Source organism: Streptomyces kronopolitis, assembly GCF_014646275.1.
Taxonomy (GTDB): domain Bacteria; phylum Actinomycetota; class Actinomycetes; order Streptomycetales; family Streptomycetaceae; genus Streptomyces; species Streptomyces kronopolitis.
Genome location: NZ_BMND01000003.1, coordinates 286,566 through 307,451, shown reverse-complemented (window position 1 = coordinate 307,451; position 20,886 = coordinate 286,566). Strand labels below are relative to the sequence as shown.

General features: G+C 69.2%; 12 protein-coding genes. 1 reads left to right on the top strand and 11 read right to left on the bottom strand.

What is annotated here, in order from left to right; genetic code table 11:
- Position 1: 1 nt before the first annotated feature.
- The 9 genes from IEY78_RS05605 to ngcE form a co-directional block, all read right to left on the bottom strand.
- Positions 2 to 1,528 carry an amino acid permease gene (locus tag IEY78_RS05605; RefSeq protein WP_189096444.1) on the bottom strand — a complete coding sequence of 509 codons (1,527 nt, stop codon included), beginning with the start codon at positions 1,526 to 1,528 and terminating at the stop codon, positions 2 to 4.
- A 196-nt stretch (positions 1,529 to 1,724) separates the two neighbouring features.
- A complete protein-coding gene (dxs, locus tag IEY78_RS05600; RefSeq protein WP_189096443.1) occupies positions 1,725 to 3,746 on the bottom strand; it encodes a 1-deoxy-D-xylulose-5-phosphate synthase in 2,022 nt (673 codons plus the stop codon).
- Between the two features lie 215 nt (positions 3,747 to 3,961).
- A complete protein-coding gene (locus tag IEY78_RS05595; protein ID WP_189096442.1) occupies positions 3,962 to 5,263 on the bottom strand; it encodes a sugar ABC transporter permease in 1,302 nt (433 codons plus the stop codon).
- Positions 5,260 to 6,060, bottom strand: coding sequence for an ATP-binding cassette domain-containing protein (locus IEY78_RS05590; protein WP_189096441.1), 801 nt, complete (start codon positions 6,058 to 6,060; stop codon positions 5,260 to 5,262). The genes IEY78_RS05595 and IEY78_RS05590 overlap by 4 nt, the downstream gene beginning before the upstream one ends.
- 320 nt (positions 6,061 to 6,380) lie before the next feature.
- The gene (locus IEY78_RS05585) at positions 6,381 to 7,475 is read right to left on the bottom strand and encodes a sugar ABC transporter substrate-binding protein (RefSeq protein WP_229699722.1); all 1,095 of its coding nucleotides are present in this window, start codon (positions 7,473 to 7,475) and stop codon (positions 6,381 to 6,383) included.
- A 140-nt stretch (positions 7,476 to 7,615) separates the two neighbouring features.
- On the bottom strand, positions 7,616 to 8,815 hold the full coding sequence (locus tag IEY78_RS05580; RefSeq protein ID WP_189096440.1) for an ROK family transcriptional regulator: 1,200 nt from the start codon (positions 8,813 to 8,815) through the stop codon (positions 7,616 to 7,618).
- A gap of 320 nt (positions 8,816 to 9,135) precedes the next feature.
- On the bottom strand, positions 9,136 to 10,065 hold the full coding sequence (locus IEY78_RS05575) for a carbohydrate ABC transporter permease (RefSeq protein ID WP_229699721.1): 930 nt from the start codon (positions 10,063 to 10,065) through the stop codon (positions 9,136 to 9,138).
- 11 nt (positions 10,066 to 10,076) lie between these two features.
- Entirely contained in the window at positions 10,077 to 11,000 is a 924-nt protein-coding gene (locus tag IEY78_RS05570) for a carbohydrate ABC transporter permease (protein WP_189096439.1), read from the bottom strand.
- A 40-nt stretch (positions 11,001 to 11,040) separates the two neighbouring features.
- On the bottom strand, positions 11,041 to 12,477 hold the full coding sequence (ngcE, locus tag IEY78_RS05565) for an N-acetylglucosamine/diacetylchitobiose ABC transporter substrate-binding protein (RefSeq protein ID WP_189096438.1): 1,437 nt from the start codon (positions 12,475 to 12,477) through the stop codon (positions 11,041 to 11,043).
- Positions 12,478 to 12,911: 434 nt separating this feature from the next.
- Here ngcE and IEY78_RS05560 point away from each other — a divergent pair, with 434 nt between their 5' ends.
- Positions 12,912 to 16,328 carry a GH92 family glycosyl hydrolase gene (locus IEY78_RS05560; protein WP_189096437.1) on the top strand — a complete coding sequence of 1,139 codons (3,417 nt, stop codon included), beginning with the start codon at positions 12,912 to 12,914 and terminating at the stop codon, positions 16,326 to 16,328.
- Positions 16,329 to 16,421: 93 nt separating this feature from the next.
- On the opposite strand, the gene acnA is transcribed toward IEY78_RS05560, so the two are convergent.
- Positions 16,422 to 19,136 carry an aconitate hydratase AcnA gene (gene acnA / locus IEY78_RS05555; RefSeq protein ID WP_308426856.1) on the bottom strand — a complete coding sequence of 905 codons (2,715 nt, stop codon included), beginning with the start codon at positions 19,134 to 19,136 and terminating at the stop codon, positions 16,422 to 16,424.
- Between the two features lie 425 nt (positions 19,137 to 19,561).
- Positions 19,562 to 20,602 (bottom strand): ligand-gated ion channel, encoded by a 1,041-nt coding sequence (locus tag IEY78_RS05550; RefSeq protein WP_189096435.1) that lies wholly within the window; start codon positions 20,600 to 20,602, stop codon positions 19,562 to 19,564.
- Positions 20,603 to 20,886 lie beyond the last annotated feature (284 nt).

Below are 20,886 nucleotides of genomic sequence, written 5' to 3'. Positions count from 1 at the left end.
GTCAGTCCTCGGTGGGGCGCCGGTTGCGGAGGCCCAGGCGGCTGTGGGAGCGGCCGTAGAGGAAGTAGATGACGAAGCCGACGACCATCCAGATCCCGAACCGCACCCAGGTCTCGGCGGGCAGATTGAGCATCAGCCACACCGACGCCAGCACGGACAGCACCGGCACCACCGGCACCCACGGGGTGCGGAAGGCGCGGGGCAGGTCGGGCCGGGAGCGGCGCAGGATGATGACGCCGACGGCGACCACGACGAACGCGAACAGGGTGCCGATGTTGACGAGTTCGGCCAGGACGTCGATCGAGGTGAAGCCGGAGGCGATGGCCACGACGACACCCAGCGCGATGGTGGAGCGGTAGGGGGTCCCGTACCGCGGGTGGGCCCGGGAGAAGACGCGGGGCAGCAGCCCGTCCCGGCTCATCGCGAAGAACACTCGGCTCTGGCCGAGCAGCAGGATCATGCAGACCGAGGTCAGGCCGACGGCGGCGCCGAAGCTGATCACGTCGGCGAAGAAGGGGTGCCCCAGGACCTTGAAGGCGTCGGCGAGCGGGGCGTCGGTGGAGAGCTTGCTGTACTTCTCCATGCCGGTGACGACGATCGACACGGCCACGTAGAGGACCGTGCAGATGGCCAGCGAGCCGAGGATGCCGCGCGGCACGTCGCGCTGCGGGTTGCGGGTCTCCTCGGCGGCGGTGGCAACGATGTCGAAGCCGATGAAGGCGAAGAAGACGACGGCCGCCGCGGCGAAGATGCCCATGACCCCGAAGGTGGTCGGGGTGAAGCCGAACATCAGCTCCGCCAGCGGCGCGGACAGTCCGCCGCCGGCCGCGCTGGGCCGGCTGGGCGGGATGAACGGGTGGTAGTTGGCGCCGGTGATCATGAAGGCGCCGGCGATGATGACCAGCAGGACGACGGTGACCTTGATGCCCACGACCACCGCCGTCACCCGCGAGGACAGCTTCATCCCGAGCACCAGGATGCCGGTCAGCACCAGTACGAGGATGCAGGCCAGCAGGTCGAAGCCGAAGCGCCCCTCGTGGGTGCCGGACAGGATCGTCGGCAGCGCCCACCCGCCGCTGCCCAGCAGCTCGCGCATGTAGCCCGACCAGCCGACGGCGACCACCGCGCAGCCCAGGGCCAGCTCCAGGATCAGGTCCCAGCCGATGATCCAGGCCGGCAGTTCCCCCAGGGAGGCGTACGAGAAGGTGTAGGCCGAGCCGGCGACCGGCACGGTGGAGGCGAACTCGGCGTAGCACAGGGCGGCCAGCGCACAGACCACGCCCGCCACGACGAAGGCCAGCGCGACGGCCGGTCCGGCCTGCTCCTTGGCGATCTTCCCGGTGAGGACGAAGATGCCGGTGCCGATGACGACACCGACCCCGAACACGGTCAGATCGAGCGCCGACAGGGACTTCTTGAGTGTGTGCTCCGGCTCCTCGGTGTCCAGGATCGACTGCTCCACAGTCTTCGTCCGGAACAGACCGCGACTGCGGCGTGAATCATGTGGTGTGCCGTGCTGTGTGCTCATGGGCGAACCTCCACCTGGACGACCCTCGCAACTCTCCTGAACTGACCGAGTCTCCGCAATGCCGGGAAACAGTCAGCTTCGGCGGGGCGCCGGGCGGTGGGGATTCACCCGATGGGGTGCGGCCGTGCTCATGCCGATGGGCCGGGCGGAACATCCGTACGGATGACCGGCCGGCCCATCGGCGGCGGCTGCGGAATCAGTCGCGGGCGGCCTCGGCCGGCTCGGCCGCGCCCTGGGCGCCGGCCGGCTCCGGGGCGTCCGAACGCAGCGGGGACTGCGACTGACCGTCAATCTTGGAGACCAGCCCGGTCACCTGGCGCGCGATGTCCGGCGCGGTGAGACCGATCTCCGCCATGACCTCCTTGCGGGAGGCGTGGTCGAGGAACCGCTCGGGGATGCCGAAGTCGCGCAGCGGCAGGTCCACCCCGGCGTCCCGCAGGGCCTGGGCGACGGCCGAACCGACGCCGCCGGAGCGGATGTTGTCCTCGACGGTGACCACGACGCGGTGGGCGGCGGCGAGCCCGGGCAGCGCCGGGTCGACCGGCTTGACCCAGCGCGGGTCGACGACCGTGGTGGAGATGCCCTGCTTGTCGAGCAGGTCGGCGATCTCCAGGCACATCGGGGCGAGGGCGCCGACCGACACCAGCAGGACGTCGGGCCGCTTGACGCCGTCGGCCGGCTCGCGCAGCACGTCCATCCCGCCGACGCGTCCGACGGCCTCGACGGCCGGGCCGACCGCGCCCTTGGAGTAGCGCACGACGGTGGGCGCGTCGTCGACCTCGACGGCCTCGCGCAGCTGGGCGCGGACCTGGTCGGCGTCGCGGGGTGCGGCGATCCGCAGGCCGGGGACGACCTGGAGGATCGACATGTCCCACATGCCGTTGTGGGAGGCGCCGTCGGTGCCGGTGACACCGGCCCGGTCCAGCACGAACGTGACTCCGCACTTGTGCAGCGCCACGTCCATCAGCACCTGGTCGAAGGCGCGGTTGAGGAAGGTGGCGTAGACCGCGAAGACCGGGTGCAGGCCGCCGGTGGCCATGCCCGCCGCGGAGACCGCCGCGTGCTGCTCGGCGATGCCGACGTCGTAGACCCGGTCGGGGAACGCCTTGGCGAACTTGTCCAGGCCGACGGGCTGCAGCATGGCCGCCGTGATGGCGACGATGTCGTCCCGCTCCTTGCCCAGTTCGACCATCTCGTCGCCGAAGACGGACGTCCAGTCCTTGCCGCCCGAGGACAGCGGCAGGCCGGTGTCGGGGTGGATCTTGCCGACGGCGTGGAAGCGGTCCGCCTCGTCCTGGAGGGCGGGCTGGTAGCCGCGGCCCTTCTCGGTGAGGCAGTGGACGATGACCGGGCCGCCGAAGCGCTTGGCGCGCGTCAGGGCGGATTCCAGCGCCTCGATGTCGTGGCCGTCGATCGGGCCGACGTACTTCAGGCCCAGGTCCTCGAACATGCCCTGCGGGGCGATGAAGTCCTTCAGGCCCTTCTTGGCGCCGTGCAGGGTCTCGTACAGCGGCTTGCCCAGGACGGGGGTGCGCTCCAGCAGGTCCTTGCCGCGGGCCAGGAAGCGCTCGTAGCCGTCGGTGGTGCGCAGCGTGGCGAGGTGGTTGGCGAGGCCGCCGATGGTCGGGGCGTAGGAGCGCTCGTTGTCGTTGACGACGATGACGAGCGGGCGGTCCTTGGCGGCGGCGATGTTGTTCAGCGCCTCCCAGGCCATGCCGCCGGTCAGCGCGCCGTCACCGATGACCGCGGCGACCCGGTCGGCCGAACCGCGGACCTCGTTGGCCTTCGCGAGGCCCTCGGCCCAGCCCAGCACGGTGGAGGCGTGGCTGTTCTCGATCACGTCGTGCGCGGACTCGGCACGGGAGGGGTAGCCGGACAGGCCGCCCTTCGCCTTGAGCTTGGTGAAGTCCTGACGGCCGGTGAGAAGCTTGTGGACGTAGGACTGGTGCCCGGTGTCGAAGAGCACCTTGTCCTTGGGCGAGTCGAAGACGCGGTGCAGGGCGATGGTCAGCTCGACCACACCGAGGTTCGGGCCGAGATGTCCGCCGGTCTTGGACACCTCGTCGACAAGGAAGGTACGGATCTCCCCCGCCAGCTGCACGAGCTGCTCCGGGGCCAGTCGGTCCAGATCGCGCGGTCCCCTGATACGGGAAAGCAGCGCCCTCCCGTCGCCCGCCACCGCCCCGGCCGGACTCGCGTTGCGCGGCACCTCCTGCACCCCTGCCTCCTTGCTGCTTGCTGCCGTGGATCGAGCTTGCCGATCAGATGAGTCTAATGTTGCGTCCGCCGCGGCGACGCCCGGGCCTTGCGATGTATGTCACTCGGGTGACAGGGGCGCCGGCTCAACCTTTTCGCCCCCGGAGCGCACACGGACCGGCCCCCACCGGATCATGCCCGGTGGGGGCCGCTGCCGTCGAACGACGACCGGTGGGATCAGGTACGGCCGGCCGTTTTCTGCGTCCGGCGGGAGACCGAGTCGATCACGACGGCGGCCAGCAGCACCGCGCCGGTGATCATGTACTGGATCTCGCTGGCCATGCCGAGCAGGTTCAGGCCCTGCTGGATCGACTGGATGACCAGCATGCCCAGCAGCGCGGACCAGATCTTGCCGCGGCCGCCGAAGAGGCTGGTGCCGCCGATGACGGCCGCCGCGATGACGTTCATCAGGGTGTTTCCGGAGCCCAGGTTCTTGGTGGCGCCGCCGGAGAGGCTGGCGATGAACAGTCCGCCGAAGGCCGCGAGCATGCCGGAGATGGCGAAGACGCTGATCCGGATCCGGTGCACGTTGATGCCGGCCCGGCGGGCCGCCTCGGCGTTGCCGCCGACCGCGAAGATCTGCCGGCCGTAGGTGGTGCGGCGCACCACGAAGTCGGCGAGGAGCAGGACGCCGAGGAACAGCACCAGGGCCAGCGGCAGGCCGCGGGCGCCGGCCGGCTCGTTCAGGACGTAGGCGACCGCGAAGGCGATCACCGCGACCACGCCGGTGCGCAGCAGGATCTCGCTGAGCGGGCGGGCGGGCAGCGCCGCGGCCTTGCGGCGCCGGCTGTCCAGCAGCAGCGAGCCGGCGTAGGCGAGGACCGCGACCAGCGCCAGGCCGTAGCCGGCGGCCTTGTCCTCGAAGTAGTAGCCGGTGAGGTTCTCCACCAGGCTGCCGCTCGGCGTGTTGATGGAGCCCTCGTTGCCCATCATCCAGATCTGCAGGCCGCTCCAGCCGAGGAATCCGGCCAGGGTGACGACGAAGGCCGGTACGCCGATCTTGGCGAAAAAGAACCCGTGCAGGGCGCCGATGGCCAGCCCCACGACGATGGCGATCAGCACCGCGAGCCAGTCGTTGACGCCCTTGGTGACGCTGAGGACGGCCCACACGGCCGCGCCGACGCCCGCCACCGAGCCGACCGACAGGTCGATCTCGCCGAGCAGCAGCACGAAGACGATGCCGACGGCCATGATCCCGAGGCCGGAGGTGTAGACGCCGATGTTCGCGAGGCTGTCGGCGGACAGGAAGCTGCTGTTCTTGAACTGGAAGACGATCGCGATGACGACCAGGCCGATGACGACCGGCAGCGAGCCCAGCTCGCCCCCGCGCACCCGGCGCCTGAAGTCGCCGAGGTAGCCGGCGAAGCCCTGCTCGCGGACGAGCAGCCGGGGGTCGACGGCGGCCGGCGGGGTGGCGTCCACGGCGGCCGGTGCGTCCTTCGCGGGGTCGTTCGCCGGCTGCTTGGTGAGGTCACTCATGCCCCGGCCTCCTTCTTCACCTGGTCCGTACGCGCCTGGCGGCGGGTGACGGCGTTGTCCGAGGCGCCGGTGATGGCGGCGATGATCTCTTCGTGGGAGGTGCCCTCGACGTCGAAGACACCGTTGTTGCGGCCCAGCCGCAGCACCGCGACCCGGTCCGCGACGGCCTGCACATCGGCCATGTTGTGGCTGATGAGGATGACGCCCAGGCCGCGCTCCCGCAGCCGCTCGACGAGGTCGAGGACCTGGGCGGTCTGCTCGACGCCGAGGGCGGCGGTGGGCTCGTCGAGGATGACGACCTTCGGGTCGCCGATCAGCGCCCGGGCGATCGCGACGACCTGGCGCTGGCCGCCGGAGAGCGCGGCGACCGGGATGCGGACGCTGGGGATGCGGATGGACAGGGTGTCCAGCAGCTCCTTGGCGCGCTTCTCCATCGCGATCTCGTCGAGGACCCCGGCGGTGCGGATCTCGTTGCCGAGGAAGAGGTTGGCGACGACGTCGAGGTTGTCGCAGAGCGCGAGGTCCTGGTAGACGGTGGCGACGCCGAGTTCCTGGGCGTCGTGCGGCTTGCCGATGCGTACCGCGGCGCCCTCCCACTCGATGGCGCCGTCGTCGACCGGGTGGACCCCCGAGATGGTCTTGACCAGGGTGGACTTGCCGGCGCCGTTGTCGCCGACGAGGGCGACCACCTCACCGGGGTGGATCTCCAGGGTGACGTCCGTGAGTGCCTGGACGGCGCCGAACCGCTTGGAGATCCCGCGCAACGCCAGCACAGGCGTAGCGGACACGTGAATCATCTCCTTCGCCGCCGTCACAACGGCGGGGATGTGCGCCGTCACAGCGGCGGGGGTGTGGTGCGTGGAGCAGGGGGCCTGCGGGGGACGGTCCGGCCGCGCGGCCGGTGCGGGCGGCGGCGCGGGCGGACGGGTGGCCGGGCCGGGCGGACAGGGGGCCCGGCCGGGCGGAGAGCGGGGCGGGACAGGGGTCGGTCCGGGGGCCGCGGGGCGGTTGCCGCGCGGCCCCGTCGGAGCGGGGTGCCAGGGTGTCGCGGGCCGGGGCGGGGGGCGCCGGGGGCCGCGGGCCGGGCGGGGGCCGGGCCCGCTGTGGGCCCGGAGTCCTACTTGATGCCGGCCGCCGCGCAGGCCTTCTTGACGTCGCCGGTGCAGATCTGGCTCGCCTTGTAGACCTTGTCCTTGATGATCGTGGACTCGATGTTGTCCTTGGTCACGATCTGCGCGTCGTAGAGCTTGGCGGGGATGCCCTTGACCTCGCCGCTGAGGCTGTCGACCGTGCGGTCCGTCAGGGAGCCGAGCTTCTCGCCCTTGAGCAGCTTGACGGCGATCTCGGCGGTGGAGTCGGCCTGCGGCTTGATCTGCTTGTAGATCGTGAACGCCTGGTCGCCCTTGAGGATCCGCTGCAGGCCCGCCAGCTCGGCGTCCTGGCCGCCGACCGGGACCTTGACGCCCTTCTGGTTGAGCGCGGTGATGATGCCGCCGGCCATGCCGTCGTTGCCGGAGTAGACGCCCTGGATGCCGTCCTTGCCGAGCGAGTCGAGGGCCGCACTCATCTTCTTGTTCGCCTCGTCCGAGGACCAGTCCGGGATGTCCTGCTCATACGCGATCTTCTTGACCTGCTTGTCGAGGACGCTGTGGGCGCCCTTCTTGAAGAACGGCATGTTCGGGTCGGTCGGCGAACCGTTGATCATGACGACATTGCTGTCCTTGGCCTTGTCGCCGAGGGCCTTGACCAGGGCCTGGCCCTGGAGGCGGCCGATCTTCTCGTTGTCGTAGGACACGTAGGCGGAGAGCTTGCCCTCGGCCAGCCGGTCGTAGGCGACGACCTTGACGCCCTTCTTGGCGGCCTGGTTCACCCAGGACTTGGTGGCCTTGAAGTCGACCGCGTCCAGAATGATCACCTTGACGCCCTGCGTGATCAGCGCGTCGAACTGCTTCTTCTGGGTCTCGGTGTCCTGCGCCGCGTTGTTGTAGCGCACCGTGCAGTCGCTGCACAGCTGCTTGATCTTCGCCTCCATCAGCGGACGGTCGAAGGTCTCGTAACGCGTGGTCTTGTTCTCCGGCAGGAGCAGGCCGATGGTCTTGTTCTGGCCACCACCGGCGGCCTTGCCGTCGCCGGCCTTGCCACACGCGGCCACGGAGAGTGCCATCGAAACGGCGGCAGTGCCTATGACGACGCGACGCGTCCATACGTTCATTGGGGTTGCCTCCCTGACGTGGCCGCGTCGTTGCGGCCGAGGTGGCTGGAAGTCAACTCGGACACCAGCCGACCGTCAAGGAGTAAATCCTTAACGAGATGACAACGGTGCCATGCGTTAGCTGTGTGAACTCAGAGCGGTCACGCCAGGGCCGGGGCGTCCGCCTGCTGCCCGCCGTCCAGCAGGGAGGAATCGCCCATCTCGCTCAGCACCAGCGCCAGCGCGCCCAGCACCTCGGCGCGGCCGCCCAGGGTGCCGGGGACGATCCCCAACTGCCGTGCCGCGCTGGGGATCGCGTAGCGCGAGACCGACTCCCGGATCGGCGCGAGGACCAGCTCGCCGGCCTCCGCGAGGTCGCCGCCGAGCACCACTCGGCTGGGATTGAGCAGATTGCACAGATTCGCCACACCACTACCGATATGACGGCCTACGTCCGCGATGACCCGCCGGCAGCCGGGGTCGCCCTCGCGGGCCAGCTGCACCACCCGCGCCATGGTCAGGTCCGGGCCGTGGCTCGGCTGCAGCAGCGGGAGGACGTACCGGGCCGCGGTGAAGGTCTCCAGGCAGCCGCGGTTGCCGCAGCGGCACACCGGACCGGACTCGTCCAGCGTGATGTGCCCGATCTCGCCCGCCGTGCCGCCCGGTCCGCGGTAGATCTGGCCGCTGATCACCAGGCCGGCGCCGACCCCGCTGGCGACCTTGATGTAGGCCAGGTCCGAGGCCCCGCGGCCGCCGCCCCACACCAGCTCGCCGAGCGCGCCCAGGTTGGCGTCGTTGTCGACGTAGACGGGCACCCCCAGGCGCCCGGACAGCTCCCGGCCCGGGTTCGTCCCCGACCAGCCCGGCAGGATCGCGGTCGAGCCCAGCGTCCCGGATTCCACGTCGATCGGCCCGGGCACGCCCAGCCCGACGCCGATGACCTTGCCGGCGCCGATCCCGGTGGCCTCGACCAGCCGGTTGACCAGCTGTTCCGCCCGGTCGAAGCCCTCCGCGGCGGAGGCGTCCACGTCGATCGGCTCGGACTGCTCGGCGAGCACCTGATGGGCGAGGTTGCCGACCGCCACCCGCAGATGGGAGTGCCCGAAATCGACCCCCACGACGATGCCCGCGTCGCCGGAGAGCGAGACGCTGCGCGCCCGCCGCCCGCCCGCCGAGGTCGGGGTCACCTCAACGGTCCCGCCGTCCTTCAACTCACGAACGATGTTGGAAACGGTGGCCGCGGACAGCCCGGTGCTCCGGGCGATCTCCGCCTGGGTGAGCGAGCCCGCCATCCGCACCGCGCGGACGACCCGCTCCAGATTGGCCCGGTGCAGCGAGGACTGCGACCCCGGAGTCTCCATTGACTCATTCTCCCGTCTCGGGCCGGGCTCCCCCAGCGGTGACCGGGGAGGCGCGACGACCTCCGGCCGACCGCACCCACCTCGTCGAGGGGCGGCCGTCGATTCAACATGTGAACCCTAAGCAGAACTCCAGCCGGGAAGTCCCGTCAAGGCGTTGAGCCCGGCATGATCGACGGTCGGCCCGGCGGAAAGGCCGCGGGGCGGCTCCGCCGACGCGGAGCCGCCCCGATGTGCGCACGTCGGAGCGTGCGCGGGCGGATATCAGGATGGCGCAAAACAATCGCCGGTACGAACAAAGGGCCGGTTCCGCGGCCGGGGTCCTACTTGAGCGCCCCCGCCGTCAGCCCCGCCTGCACCTGGCGCTGGAAGATGAAGTACACCAGCAGCACCGGCAGCATCGCGATCATCATGCCGGCCATCAGCCCGCCCCAGTCCCCCTCATAGCCCTGCTGGAGCGCGATGTTGGCCAGGCCCTGCGTCAGCACGTACTTGTCCTCGTCCTGGTTGAGGACCATCGGCAGCAGGTACTGATTCCACTGCCCCAGGAAGTTGAAGATGCCGATGCTGATCAGGCCGGGCTTGGCCATCGGCAGCATCACCTGGAAGAACGTCCTGGCGTGCGAGGCACCGTCGATCATCGCCGCCTCCGCCACCGAGGTCGGCAGGGTGCGGAAGAAGGACGTCATGAAGAAGACGGTGAACGGCAGCGAGTAGGCGATGTAGACCGCGATCAGGCCCTGGTAGGTGGCCAGCAGCGGGATTCCCGGGAAGTCCCTCATCACGAAGAACAGCGGGATGACCAGCATGAACACCGGGAAGGACATCCCGGCCACGAAGAGGTAGTAGAGGACGCGGTTGCCCGGGAAGGTGAACCGCGCCAGCACGTAGCCCGCCATGGAGCCGAGCACCATCGTGCCGGTGACCGAACCACCCACCACGATCAGGGTGTTGAGGAACATCTTGCCGATGTTCGCCTTCTCCCAGGCGTTGCTCCAGTTCTCGAAGTGCAGCCGGTCCGGCAGCGACCAGGGCGTGCTGAGGATGTCCCCGCTGCTCTTGAAGGAGCTCCACAGCACCCACAGCAGCGGCATGCCCACCATCAGCGCCCACACGATGAGCATGCCGTGCGAGAAGACGTTCAGCACGCCGCGCTCGGTGCCGCCGTGGGTGGTCCGGGCGCTTTTCCCGCCCTCGGACCGCCGTCCGGCCGCCGCCGGGAGTTTCTCCACCGCATTGGTTTCCGTCGTCATGCGCCCTGCCCCTAGAACTCGATCCGCTCACGGCGCGCGAAGCGCATCGTGAGGACGGCGAACAACAGCGTGACGACGAGCATGGCGACGCCCATCGCCGCCGCGTAGCCGAACTGGCTGTCACGGAAGGCGGTTTGGTAGAGCCGCAGCGGCACGACATCGGTGGCGCCGTCCGGCCCGCCCATGTTGACCGACATGATCTGCACCAGGGCGAAGGCGTCCATCGCGATGATGCCCATATAGACCCAGCCGGTCTGCACGGTGTCCCACAGCAGCGGCAGGGTGATCCGGAAGAAGGTGTGGAGCCGGTTGGCCCCGTCCAGCAGCGAGGCCTCGTAGATCTCCCGCGGAATGGAGGCCATGGCGGCGGAGAAGAGCACGACATAGAAGCCGACATTCGCCCAGACCATCACCACCATGATGCAGGCGAGGGCGATGCTGCGGGCGCCCAGCCAGGAACTCTGCAACGAGTCCAGACCCACCGCGCCGAGAAGCGAGTTGAGCATGCCGTCGTGCGGATCCGGGTTGTAGATGTTGAACCAGATCACCGAGATGATGGTGATCGAGATGACCTGCGGGAAGAAGTAGACGAATTTGTAGAACGAGGCCCCGCGGACGCCGGTGATGAGGGCGCCGCGGCGGGCCCGGCCGCCGACATTGAGCATGAAGGCGAAGAACAGCCCCAGGGCGAGGGTGGCGATGGGGACCAGCACCAGCATCACGATGTTGTGCCGCAGCGCGTTCCAGAACTCGTCGCTGTGCAGCAGCTTGTCGTAGTTGCCCAGCCCGATGTTCTTGGCGGCGCCGCGCAGGCCGCTCCATTCCGTGGTCGAGATCTGGAATGCCTGGACGAACGGCGAGATCACAAAGATCGCGTAGATCAGCAGAGGCAGGGCCAGGAACCCCACGATGAATCGGTACTTGCCGTGTTGCATTGCGCTCCCCGGCCCCTCCCTCGTCAGGTGGCGTATGCGGTCAGGACTCGCGGTGGAACTTGGTGACGGAGTCGTCCTTGGCGAACTCGTCCGCGTACTGCTGGGCCTTTTTGATCCACTCCGCTGCCTTCATGTCACCGGTCAGCAGCTGGCTGGTGAGGCCGCCCAGCTTCTCGTCGGTCAGCTTCGGGTACCACTCCTGCAGCTGGATCATCAGCAGGTTCCGGCCGCCCGCCGTGACGGCCTCGGCCGCCGAGGAGAGCCCCGGCGAGAGCCGCATGCCCTCGGTCGCGCCCTTGACGGCGGTGAGCGACCGGACCTTGGTCGCGAAATTCTGCGCGTGCTTCTTGGAGAGCAGGATGCGCAGCAGCTCCATTCCGCCGACCGGGTTCTTGCCGTCCTTCGCCACGATGAACGGCTCACTGGGCTCGGCGCGCAGGGTGCCGTGCGGCATCCTGTCGCCGCTGCCGCCGTTGAACAGCGGTCCGACGGCCATCCCGAAGTCCTTCGGCGTGGTCGGGGAGGCCTCGTTCTCCACCCAGGAGCCGTTGGGGATGAAGACGGCCTTGCCGCGGGTCCAGGCGGTCTGCGACTGGATGTGCGTCAGGCCCTGGCTGCCCTGGAGGAAGTAGCCCTTGGCGGCCAGCTCCGCATAGTGCTCGACGACCTGCTTGACCGCGTCGTTCGACGTCCAGGCCTTGGGCTCCAGATTGTCGATGGCGATCCATTTGTCGAGGCCGCCGATCTTGGCGATCTGCGCGAACAAATTGAAGTGGACGTAGTACGGGTACTTGCCCGGGTACGTCCAGGGCGCCACGCCCGCCTTCTTGATCTCGCCGCAGAGCTTGATCATGTCGTCGAACGAGGCCGGGTACTCCCAGCCCTTGTCCTTCAGCAGCTTCTGTGAATACCAGGTGCCGTAGACCGTGAACGCGTAGTAGAAGACGTCGAAGGCATCCTTGTGCTTGCCCTTTTCCAGGGTGCTGGGATAGAGCGTGTCCCGGACCTTCTTCTTCGGGTCGTCCAGCGAGGGCGCGTCGAGCAATTCCGTCAGATCCTGCAACTGCCCCTGTGCGGACAGCTTGTTCATGTCCAGGTGGTCGGCACCGGAGTTGTCGATGAGGTCCGGGGGATTCCCGCCGGCGAAGCGCGGCTGCAGCTTCGGTCCGATCTGCTGCGTTCCGGTGTGCTTGACGGTGACGCCATAGGTCTTGCCGAAGTCGGCCTCGGCGTCCTTGGCGTACTGATCACCGAGGCCGCCCTTGAAGATGAACGCCTCGAGCGGCGCGCCCTTCTTCACTCCCAGCGGGTTCTTCGCCGAGGTCGCGCCCTTGTTCTTGGCGCCTTTGTCCTCGTTGCCGCCACCGCCTCCGGTGGCGCACGCCGACAGCGTCCCCATGGCCGGTACGGCGATGATGCCGAGGGCAGCGGCTCGTTTGACCAGATCACGACGGTTGAATGAAGAGGTGGATCCCATGCTCAAGTCCTCGCCTTCTTCAGGACTCAGGCGGTGTACCGGAGCCACCCCGGCACCGCGGGTCAGATGAAGCTGAGTTGTACGGGATGTGCACCGGGCTCGCCAGGGACGTGCGGAGAGGTCATCCGTTCCCCGCCTTCCCCCCGGATCCACGGCCGTGTCGCACGGCCGGCCGGACGCCGACAGGTATAGTCCACTTCCCCTCGCAGGGGCAAGATCGAACGCAGGGCCGGACGGCAGTCTTTCCCTAGTTGAGACCTCCCCGGCATACGGAGGATTTTCCGGTCGCCGCCACCGGGCACCCCGGTGACCCGACCGGCCCACCGATCTCGGCGTCACCCTTGACACCACGGCCCCCACGCACGTTACTTATCTCTGCCTTACCTTGGCGCCACCCAACTGACAACGATGTCACCCTGGTTGAGAGGGCTTGCGTGCGGCTCAGACACCGGCACCGTCCACCGCGGGCGCTCGCCCGCCCCGCCGTCCTCGTGGCGGCCGCCCTGCTCCTCGCCACCGGGCCCCTGCCGGCCGGCGCGGCCCAGGCCGCACCACCCCAACGCCCGCACGGGGCAGCGGAGTTCCACTCCTCCTTCGAGCCCGGCGACCCTCAGCCGGACTGGACGGACACCGTCGAGACCGGCCCGGACGGGCAACCCAGGGCCGCCGGCGTCACCCCGGAGACCACCCCCGCCGCGCCCGGCATGAGCACCCGCACCGACACCGGCCCCGCCGACTCCCCCACCGCCAAGGCGCACGCCGGCTACAGCGGCCGCCATGCGCTGCGCTACGCCGGCACCCACACCGCCGCCGGCCACGGCTACGCGTACGACAAGGTCTTCGAGGTCAGCGTCCCCGTCACGGCGGACACCGCGCTCTCCTACGAGATCTTCCCGGAGATGGCGCGGAGCGATCCGGACTACCCGGCCACCCACGCCGCCGTCGACCTGGCCTTCACCGACGGCACCTACCTCAGCGAGCTGTCCGCCGCCGACCAGCACGGCGCGCCGCTGACGCCGCAGGGGCAGGGCGCCTCCAAGACGCTCTACGCCAACCAGTGGAACCACCGGGCCGCGCGGATCGGCGCGGTCGCCGCCGGCAAGACCGTCGCCCGCGTCCTGGTCGGCTACGACGCGCCGAGCGCCCCGCGGACCGCCGCGGCCTTCCGCGGCTGGGTCGACGACATCAGCCTGGCCCCCGCGCCCCCGGACAAGCCGCTCGCCCATCTCTCCGACTACGCCCTCACCACCCGCGGCACGCTCTCCAGCGGCAGCTTCTCGCGCGGCAACACCTTCCCCGCCACGGCCGTCCCCAACGGCTTCAACTTCTGGACCCCGGTGACCAACGCGGGCTCGGCCGACTGGCTCTACGAGTACGCGCGGAAGAACAACGCCGACAACCTGCCCACCCTCCAGGCCTTCAGCGCCAGCCATGAGCCGAGCCCGTGGATGGGCGACCGGCAGACCTTCCAGGTGATGCCGTCCGTCGCGGCCGGCACCCCGGACGCCTCGCGCACCGGCCGGGCGCTGCCCTTCCACCACGGCAACGAGATCGCCAAGCCGCACTACTACGGCGTGACCTTCGACAACGGCCTCAAGACGGAGATCACCCCGACCGATCACGCCGCGCTGATGCGCTTCACCTTCCCCGGCGACCGGGCGAGCCTGATCTTCGACAACGTCAACGACAAGGGCGGCCTGAGCCTGGACACCGAGCACGGCACCGTCACCGGCTTCTCGGACGTCCGCAGCGGGCTGTCGGTCGGCGCCACCCGGCTCTTCGTCTACGGCGTCTTCGACGCGCCGGTGACCGGCGGCGGCCCGCTCGGGGGCGGCGGCGGGAAGGACGTCACCGGTTATCTCCGCTTCCGGCCTGGCGCGGACCGCACCGTGACCATGCGGATCGCGACGTCCCTGATCGGCGTGGACCAGGCCAAGGCGAACCTGGACCGGGAGATCCCCGCCGGGACCGCCTTCGACGGCGTCCGGGACCGGGCGCAGGCGCAGTGGGACGACCTGCTGGGCCGGATCGAGGTCCAGGGCGCGAGCCGCGACCAGCTCACCACCCTCTACTCCAACCTCTACCGGCTCTACCTCTACCCCAACTCCGGCTTCGAACAGGTGGGTTCGCGGCGCCGCTACGCCAGCCCGTTCTCCCCGCAGACCGGCCCGGACTCCCCCGAGCGCACCGGCTCGAAGGTCGTCGACGGTGAGGTCTACGTCAACAACGGCTTCTGGGACACCTATCGGACCACCTGGCCCGCCTATTCCCTGCTCACCCCGGAGCGGGCCGGGAAAATGGTCGACGGATTCGTGCAGCAATACAAGGACGGCGGCTGGATCTCCCGCTGGTCCTCGCCCGGTTATGCGGACCTGATGACCGGGACGAGTTCCGATGTGGCCTTCGCGGACGCCTATGCCAAGGGGGTCGGGTTCGACGCCGAGGCCGCCTATGCCGCGGCGGTCAAGAACGCCACCGTCGCCCCGCCGAGCCCCGGCGTCGGCCGCAAGGGCATGGCCACCGCCCCGTTCCTCGGCTACACCAGTACCGACACCCGCGAGGGAATGTCCTGGGCGCTGGAGGGCTATCTCAACGACTTCGGTATCGCCCGCATGGGCCAAGCCCTGTACGAGAAGACCAAGAAGCCCCGCTACAAGGAGGAATCGGCGTATTTCCTGGACCGCGCCCGGAATTACGTCAAGCTCTTCGACTCCAGGGTCGGCTTCTTCCAGGGCAAGGACGCCCGCGGCGGCTGGCGGCTGCCCCCGGACCGCTTCGACCCCCGCGTCTGGGGCTACGACTACACCGAGACCAACGCCTGGACCTTCGCCTTCACCGCTCCGCAGGACACCCGGGGGCTGGCCAACCTCTACGGCGGCCGGACCGGCCTGGCGCGCAAGCTGGACGCCTATTTCTCCACCCCGGAGACCGCGTCCCGCGAATTCGCCGGCTCCTACGGCGATGTCATCCACGAGATGACCGAGGCCCGCGACACCCGCATGGGCATGTACGGGCACAGCAATCAGCCCTCGCACCACATCGCCTATGTCTACGACGCGGCCGGCCAGCCCTGGAAGGCCCAGGAGAAGGTCCGCGAGGCGATGTCCCGGCTCTATCTCGGCAGCGAATCCGGCCAGGGATATCCGGGGGACGAGGACAACGGCGAGATGTCCGCGTGGTACGTCTTCAGCGCGCTGGGCTTCTATCCGCTGGTGATGGGCCAGGGTGAATACGCCGTGGGCTCCCCGCTGTTCACCAAGGCCACCGTCCATCTGGAGAACGGCCGCGATCTCACGATCAACGCCCCGCGCAACTCCGCCCGCAACGTCTACGTCCAAAAGCTCACCGTGAACGGCACCCCGTGGAATTCCACCGCCCTGCCGCACCGGCTGCTGGCCCGCGGCGGCACCCTGGACTTCACCATGGGCCCCCGGCCGTCCGCCTGGGGCAGCGGCCCGCACGCGGCGCCGACCTCGATCACCCGGGACGACAAGGTCCCCGACCCGCCCCGGGACCTGACCGACCCCGGCGGCGGCCCGCTCTACGACAACACCTCCGACACCTCAGCCGACCTGACCGGCGCCCCGGTGGACCTCGACCGCGCCGCCGAGGCCGGGTCGTACACCCTCACCTCGGCACAGCGCGCCGCGGCGCCGTCCGGCTGGAACCTGGAGGGCTCCACCGACGGGCAGCGCTGGACGCGGCTGGACCACCGCGAGGGCGAGTCCTTCACCTGGGACCGCCAGACCCGCGTCTTCGGCATCGCCCGGCCGGGCCGCTACCGCCACTACCGGCTGCTGCCCGACCACGGGGGCACCCTGGCGGAGGTGGAGCTGCTCGGGTCGCCGTGATCCCCGGCACCCCGGAACGCGGACGGGCCGCACCCCCTCGACCGAGGGAGTGCGGCCCGTCGCGTACCGCCGGCCGTCAGCCGGCGGCCCGGCTCACTTGCGGATCAGCGAGCGCAGCACGTACTGCATGATGCCGCCGTTGCGGTAGTAGTCCGCCTCGCCGGGGGTGTCGATGCGGACGACCGCGTCGAACTCGACGCCGCTGTCCGTGGTCACCTTGACGGTGCGCGGCGTGGTGCCGTCGTTCAGCGCGGTCACGCCGGAGACCGAGAAGGTCTCCTCGCCGGTCAGACCGAGGGACTCGGCGGTCTGGCCCTCCGGGAACTGGAGCGGCAGGACGCCCATGCCGATGAGGTTCGAGCGGTGGATGCGCTCGTAGGACTCGGCGACGACGGCCTTGACGCCGAGCAGCGCGGTGCCCTTGGCGGCCCAGTCGCGGGACGAGCCGGAGCCGTACTCCTTGCCGGCCAGGATGACCAGCGGGGTGCCGGCGGCCTGGTAGTTCTGCGACGCGTCGTAGATGAACGAGACCGGGCCGTCCGCCTGCGTGAAGTCGCGGGTGAAGCCGCCCTCGGTGCCCGGCGCGATCTGGTTGCGCAGACGGATGTTGGCGAAGGTGCCGCGGATCATGACCTCGTGGTTGCCACGGCGCGAGCCGTAGGAGTTGAAGTCGCGACGCTCGACGCCGTGCTCGGTGAGGTACTGGCCGGCCGGGGTGTCGGCCTTGATCGCGCCGGCCGGGGAGATGTGGTCGGTGGTGACCGAGTCGCCCAGCTTGGCCAGCACCCGGGCGCCGGAGATGTCGGAGACCGGGGTGGTCTCCATCGTCATGCCCTCGAAGTACGGGGGCTTGCGGACGTAGGTCGACTCGGCGTCCCACTCGAAGGTGTTGCCGGTCGGGATCGAGAGCGCCTGCCACTGGGCGTCACCCGCGAAGACGTCCTGGTAGGACTTGTTGAACATGTCCTCGCCGATGGCGTTCGCCACGACGTCATTGACCTCGGCCTCGGTCGGCCAGATGTCGGCCAGGTGGACCGGCTTGCCGTCCTGGTCGGTGCCGAGCGCGTCCTTGGTGATGTCCACCTTCATGGAGCCGGCCAGCGCGTAGGCGACGACCAGCGGCGGGGAGGCCAGGTAGTTCATCTTGACGTCGGGGTTGATCCGGCCCTCGAAGTTGCGGTTGCCGGAGAGCACCGAGGTGACGGCCAGGTCGTGGTCGTTGACGGCCTTGGAGACCTCCTCCGGCAGCGGGCCGGAGTTGCCGATGCAGGTGGTGCAGCCGTAGCCGACGAGGTTGAAGCCGACCTTGTCGAGGTACGGCGTCAGGCCCGCCTTGTCGAAGTAGTCGGTGACGACCTTCGAGCCCGGGGCGAGGGTGGTCTTGACCCACGGCTTGCGGGTCAGGCCCTTCTCCACGGCCTTCTTCGCGACCAGCGCGGCGGCGACCATGACGTACGGGTTCGAGGTGTTGGTGCAGGAGGTGATGGCCGCGACCGTCACCGCACCGTGGTCGATCTCGTAGGTCGAGCCGTCCGGGGCGGTCACGGTGACCGGGTTCGTCGGGATGCCGTTGGCGGAGGCCGGCGCGTCGGACGCGGGGAAGGACTCCTTGCCCGCCTCCTCGTCGTCGGCGACGTAGTTGCGCACGTCGACGGCGAACTGCTGCGCGGCGTTGGCGAGGACGATGCGGTCCTGCGGGCGCTTGGGGCCGGCGATCGACGGGACGACCGTCGACAGGTCCAGCTCCAGCTTCTCGGAGAAGTCGGGCTCGGCGGCCGGGTCGAGCCAGAGGCCCTGCTCCTTGGCGTACGCCTCGACGAGCGCGACCTGCTGCTCGTCGCGGCCGGTCAGGCGCAGGTACTTCAGGGTCTCGTCGTCGATCGGGAAGATCGCGGCGGTGGAGCCGAACTCCGGCGACATGTTGCCGATGGTGGCGCGGTTGGCCAGCGAGGTGGCGGCGACGCCCTCGCCGTAGAACTCGACGAACTTGCCGACGACACCGTGCTTGCGCAGCATCTCGGTGATGGTCAGCACGAGGTCGGTGGCGGTGGTGCCGGGCTTGAGCTCACCGGTCAGCTTGAAGCCGACCACGCGCGGGATGAGCATCGAGACGGGCTGGCCGAGCATCGCGGCCTCGGCCTCGATGCCGCCGACGCCCCAGCCCAGCACACCGAGGCCGTTGACCATGGTGGTGTGCGAGTCGGTGCCGACGAGGGTGTCGGGGTAGGCCTGGCCGCCGCGCACCATGACCGTACGGGCCAGGTGCTCGATGTTCACCTGGTGGACGATGCCGGTGCCGGGCGGGACGACCTTGAACTCGTCGAAGGCGGTCTGGCCCCAGCGCAGGAACTGGTAGCGCTCCTTGTTGCGGCCGTACTCCAGCTCGACGTTCTGGCCGAAGGCGTCGCTCGTGCCGAACTTGTCGGCGATGACGGAGTGGTCGATGACCAGCTCGGCCGGGGCCAGCGGGTTGATCTTCGCCGGGTCGCCGCCGAGCTCCTTGACGGCCTCACGCATGGTCGCGAGGTCCACCACACACGGCACACCGGTGAAGTCCTGCATGATCACGCGGGCCGGCGTGAACTGGATCTCCTGGCTGGGCTGGGCCTGCGAGTCCCAGCCACCGAGCGCCCGGATGTGATCGGCGGTGATGTTCGCGCCGTCCTCGGTGCGGAGCAGGTTCTCCAGCAGCACCTTCAGGCTGTACGGCAGACGGGCGGACCCCTCGACCTTGTCCAGCTTGAAGATCTCGTACGACTCGTCGCCCACCTGCAGCGTGCTGCGGGCGTCGAAGCTGTTCGCCGACACGACAGTCTCCTTCATGCATGAATTCGCGCGTACCACCGCAATGCTGCCGTCACAGCTCCTTGCCCCATCCACTAAGGTAAGCCTAAGTTGGACATGCTCCTACTGGCGCGGCAGCGGTACGCCTCTCGGCAGATATCTCGATGTCGAGATAACTCTAATACATTGCCGCTGCGGGGTCATGCCCTGGCGTTCACACCTGTCCCTGCGCGCGCGATCGAGTCACCTTCTCGACGACCCGGTCATCCGGGCTTCCGTCTCGGCGCACCTGGTCGCGCGGCTCTGCGCACGGGGGGTGTGAGTGCGGGGAGGGTTCCGCCCGCATGCCCGGCGGAATCCGGAACCCGAGGTCGCAGGGTGATCGCCCGGGTCAGGAGCCCGGCAGCCGCAGAGCCGGCGGCCGCCGCGGCGCCGAGCGGCGCACGGACTCAGAACGACACGGTGAGGGCGATGGCGACGGTGTTGACGATGAGGTACAAGCCCGTCGCGAGGGCGAAAACGCGGTTGTTGAGGTGCCGCGCCGCCGGTCGGGTCAGGGGATCGGTCAGCATCTTCATGATGTAGGTGGTGTTGGCGACACCGATCAGTACGTAGAGCAGGCTCATGAAGTGGATCTCTTCGACCAGCGTCACGTTCAGGAAGGTGCCCATCGCCTCGTCGACCGCCCGCAGGTTGAGCATGATCGTGAAGAGCGCCGCACCGAGAATCCCGAGCCGTGCGACCATGGCGACCTCGGTGTCCGTCGACCAGATCAGAAACGAGATCAGGGCGACCAGGAAGGCCACATATACCGGCAGGACCTGCTTGCCGAAATTCGTGAGGTCCTCTCGGGTGAGCTGGAACTCGATCACCAGCTGGGAGTAGCGGCTGCTGCCGCCTTGCTTGAGCCGGGGGTCGCCGAAGTTCGTCCGGTAGGGCGCGCCCACGACACCGATCCGGAATCGCGTGATCTTGAAGTCGTCGGGATGGATCCTGGGGTTGTACGTGGAGTTCTTCACATCCGCCCGGTAGACGAACCGCGACTCGTCCAGCTTGTTCTCCTCCACCTGGATCCGGACGATCTGTTTGTCGAACGGGAAGTCCGTCAGGTCCAAGGCCTGCCGGAAGGTCCCGGCCACTTTGACCTGCGTCCAGTACTCGTTGCCCACCTTCTCGCTGGAAGGGGCGGTCAGCGTCACCGTCGTCGCGTTGGTGAACTCGAGACGCTGGACAGCGGCAAGATCCTTGCGCGGGCATACGCTCCACAGCCACAGGTCCGCGGTCACGGTGCGCCTGACCGGATCCACCGCGTAGAGGTCGGTGACGTAGGCCCCGATGCTGCAACTGGGCACGGCCGCAGCGGCGGGCGCGGCGATGATCAGCGTGCTCAGCACCGCGGCGGCCGCCGCGAGCAGGGCACCCGCTCCCGACCGGAGCCCGGCCAGGAAGCCACGCCGGCCGTCCGCCGGCCCGCCATACGAATGGGGCATACCCGCGAGCCTCCAAGAACACCAGCGGGAGCAGCAGGAACTTCCCCGGGGCAGCGTTTCCACGCGGGACCATAACGCGGCGGACGAGGCAAGATCGCGACCACAGCGGCCCACCCCGCAGACCGGCTCAGGATGCACCCGTTCGGCCCACGCCTAGGGCCGCGACGCGACGCGGCTGCCGACCACGCAGGGCGGCGTGCGCGTGATCGCCCGGGCAGTGCCCCCTCCGTGGACAGGTGGCGGGGCGGTGCGTGCGGATTCGTCCCAGCTACGCAGCCGAGCCC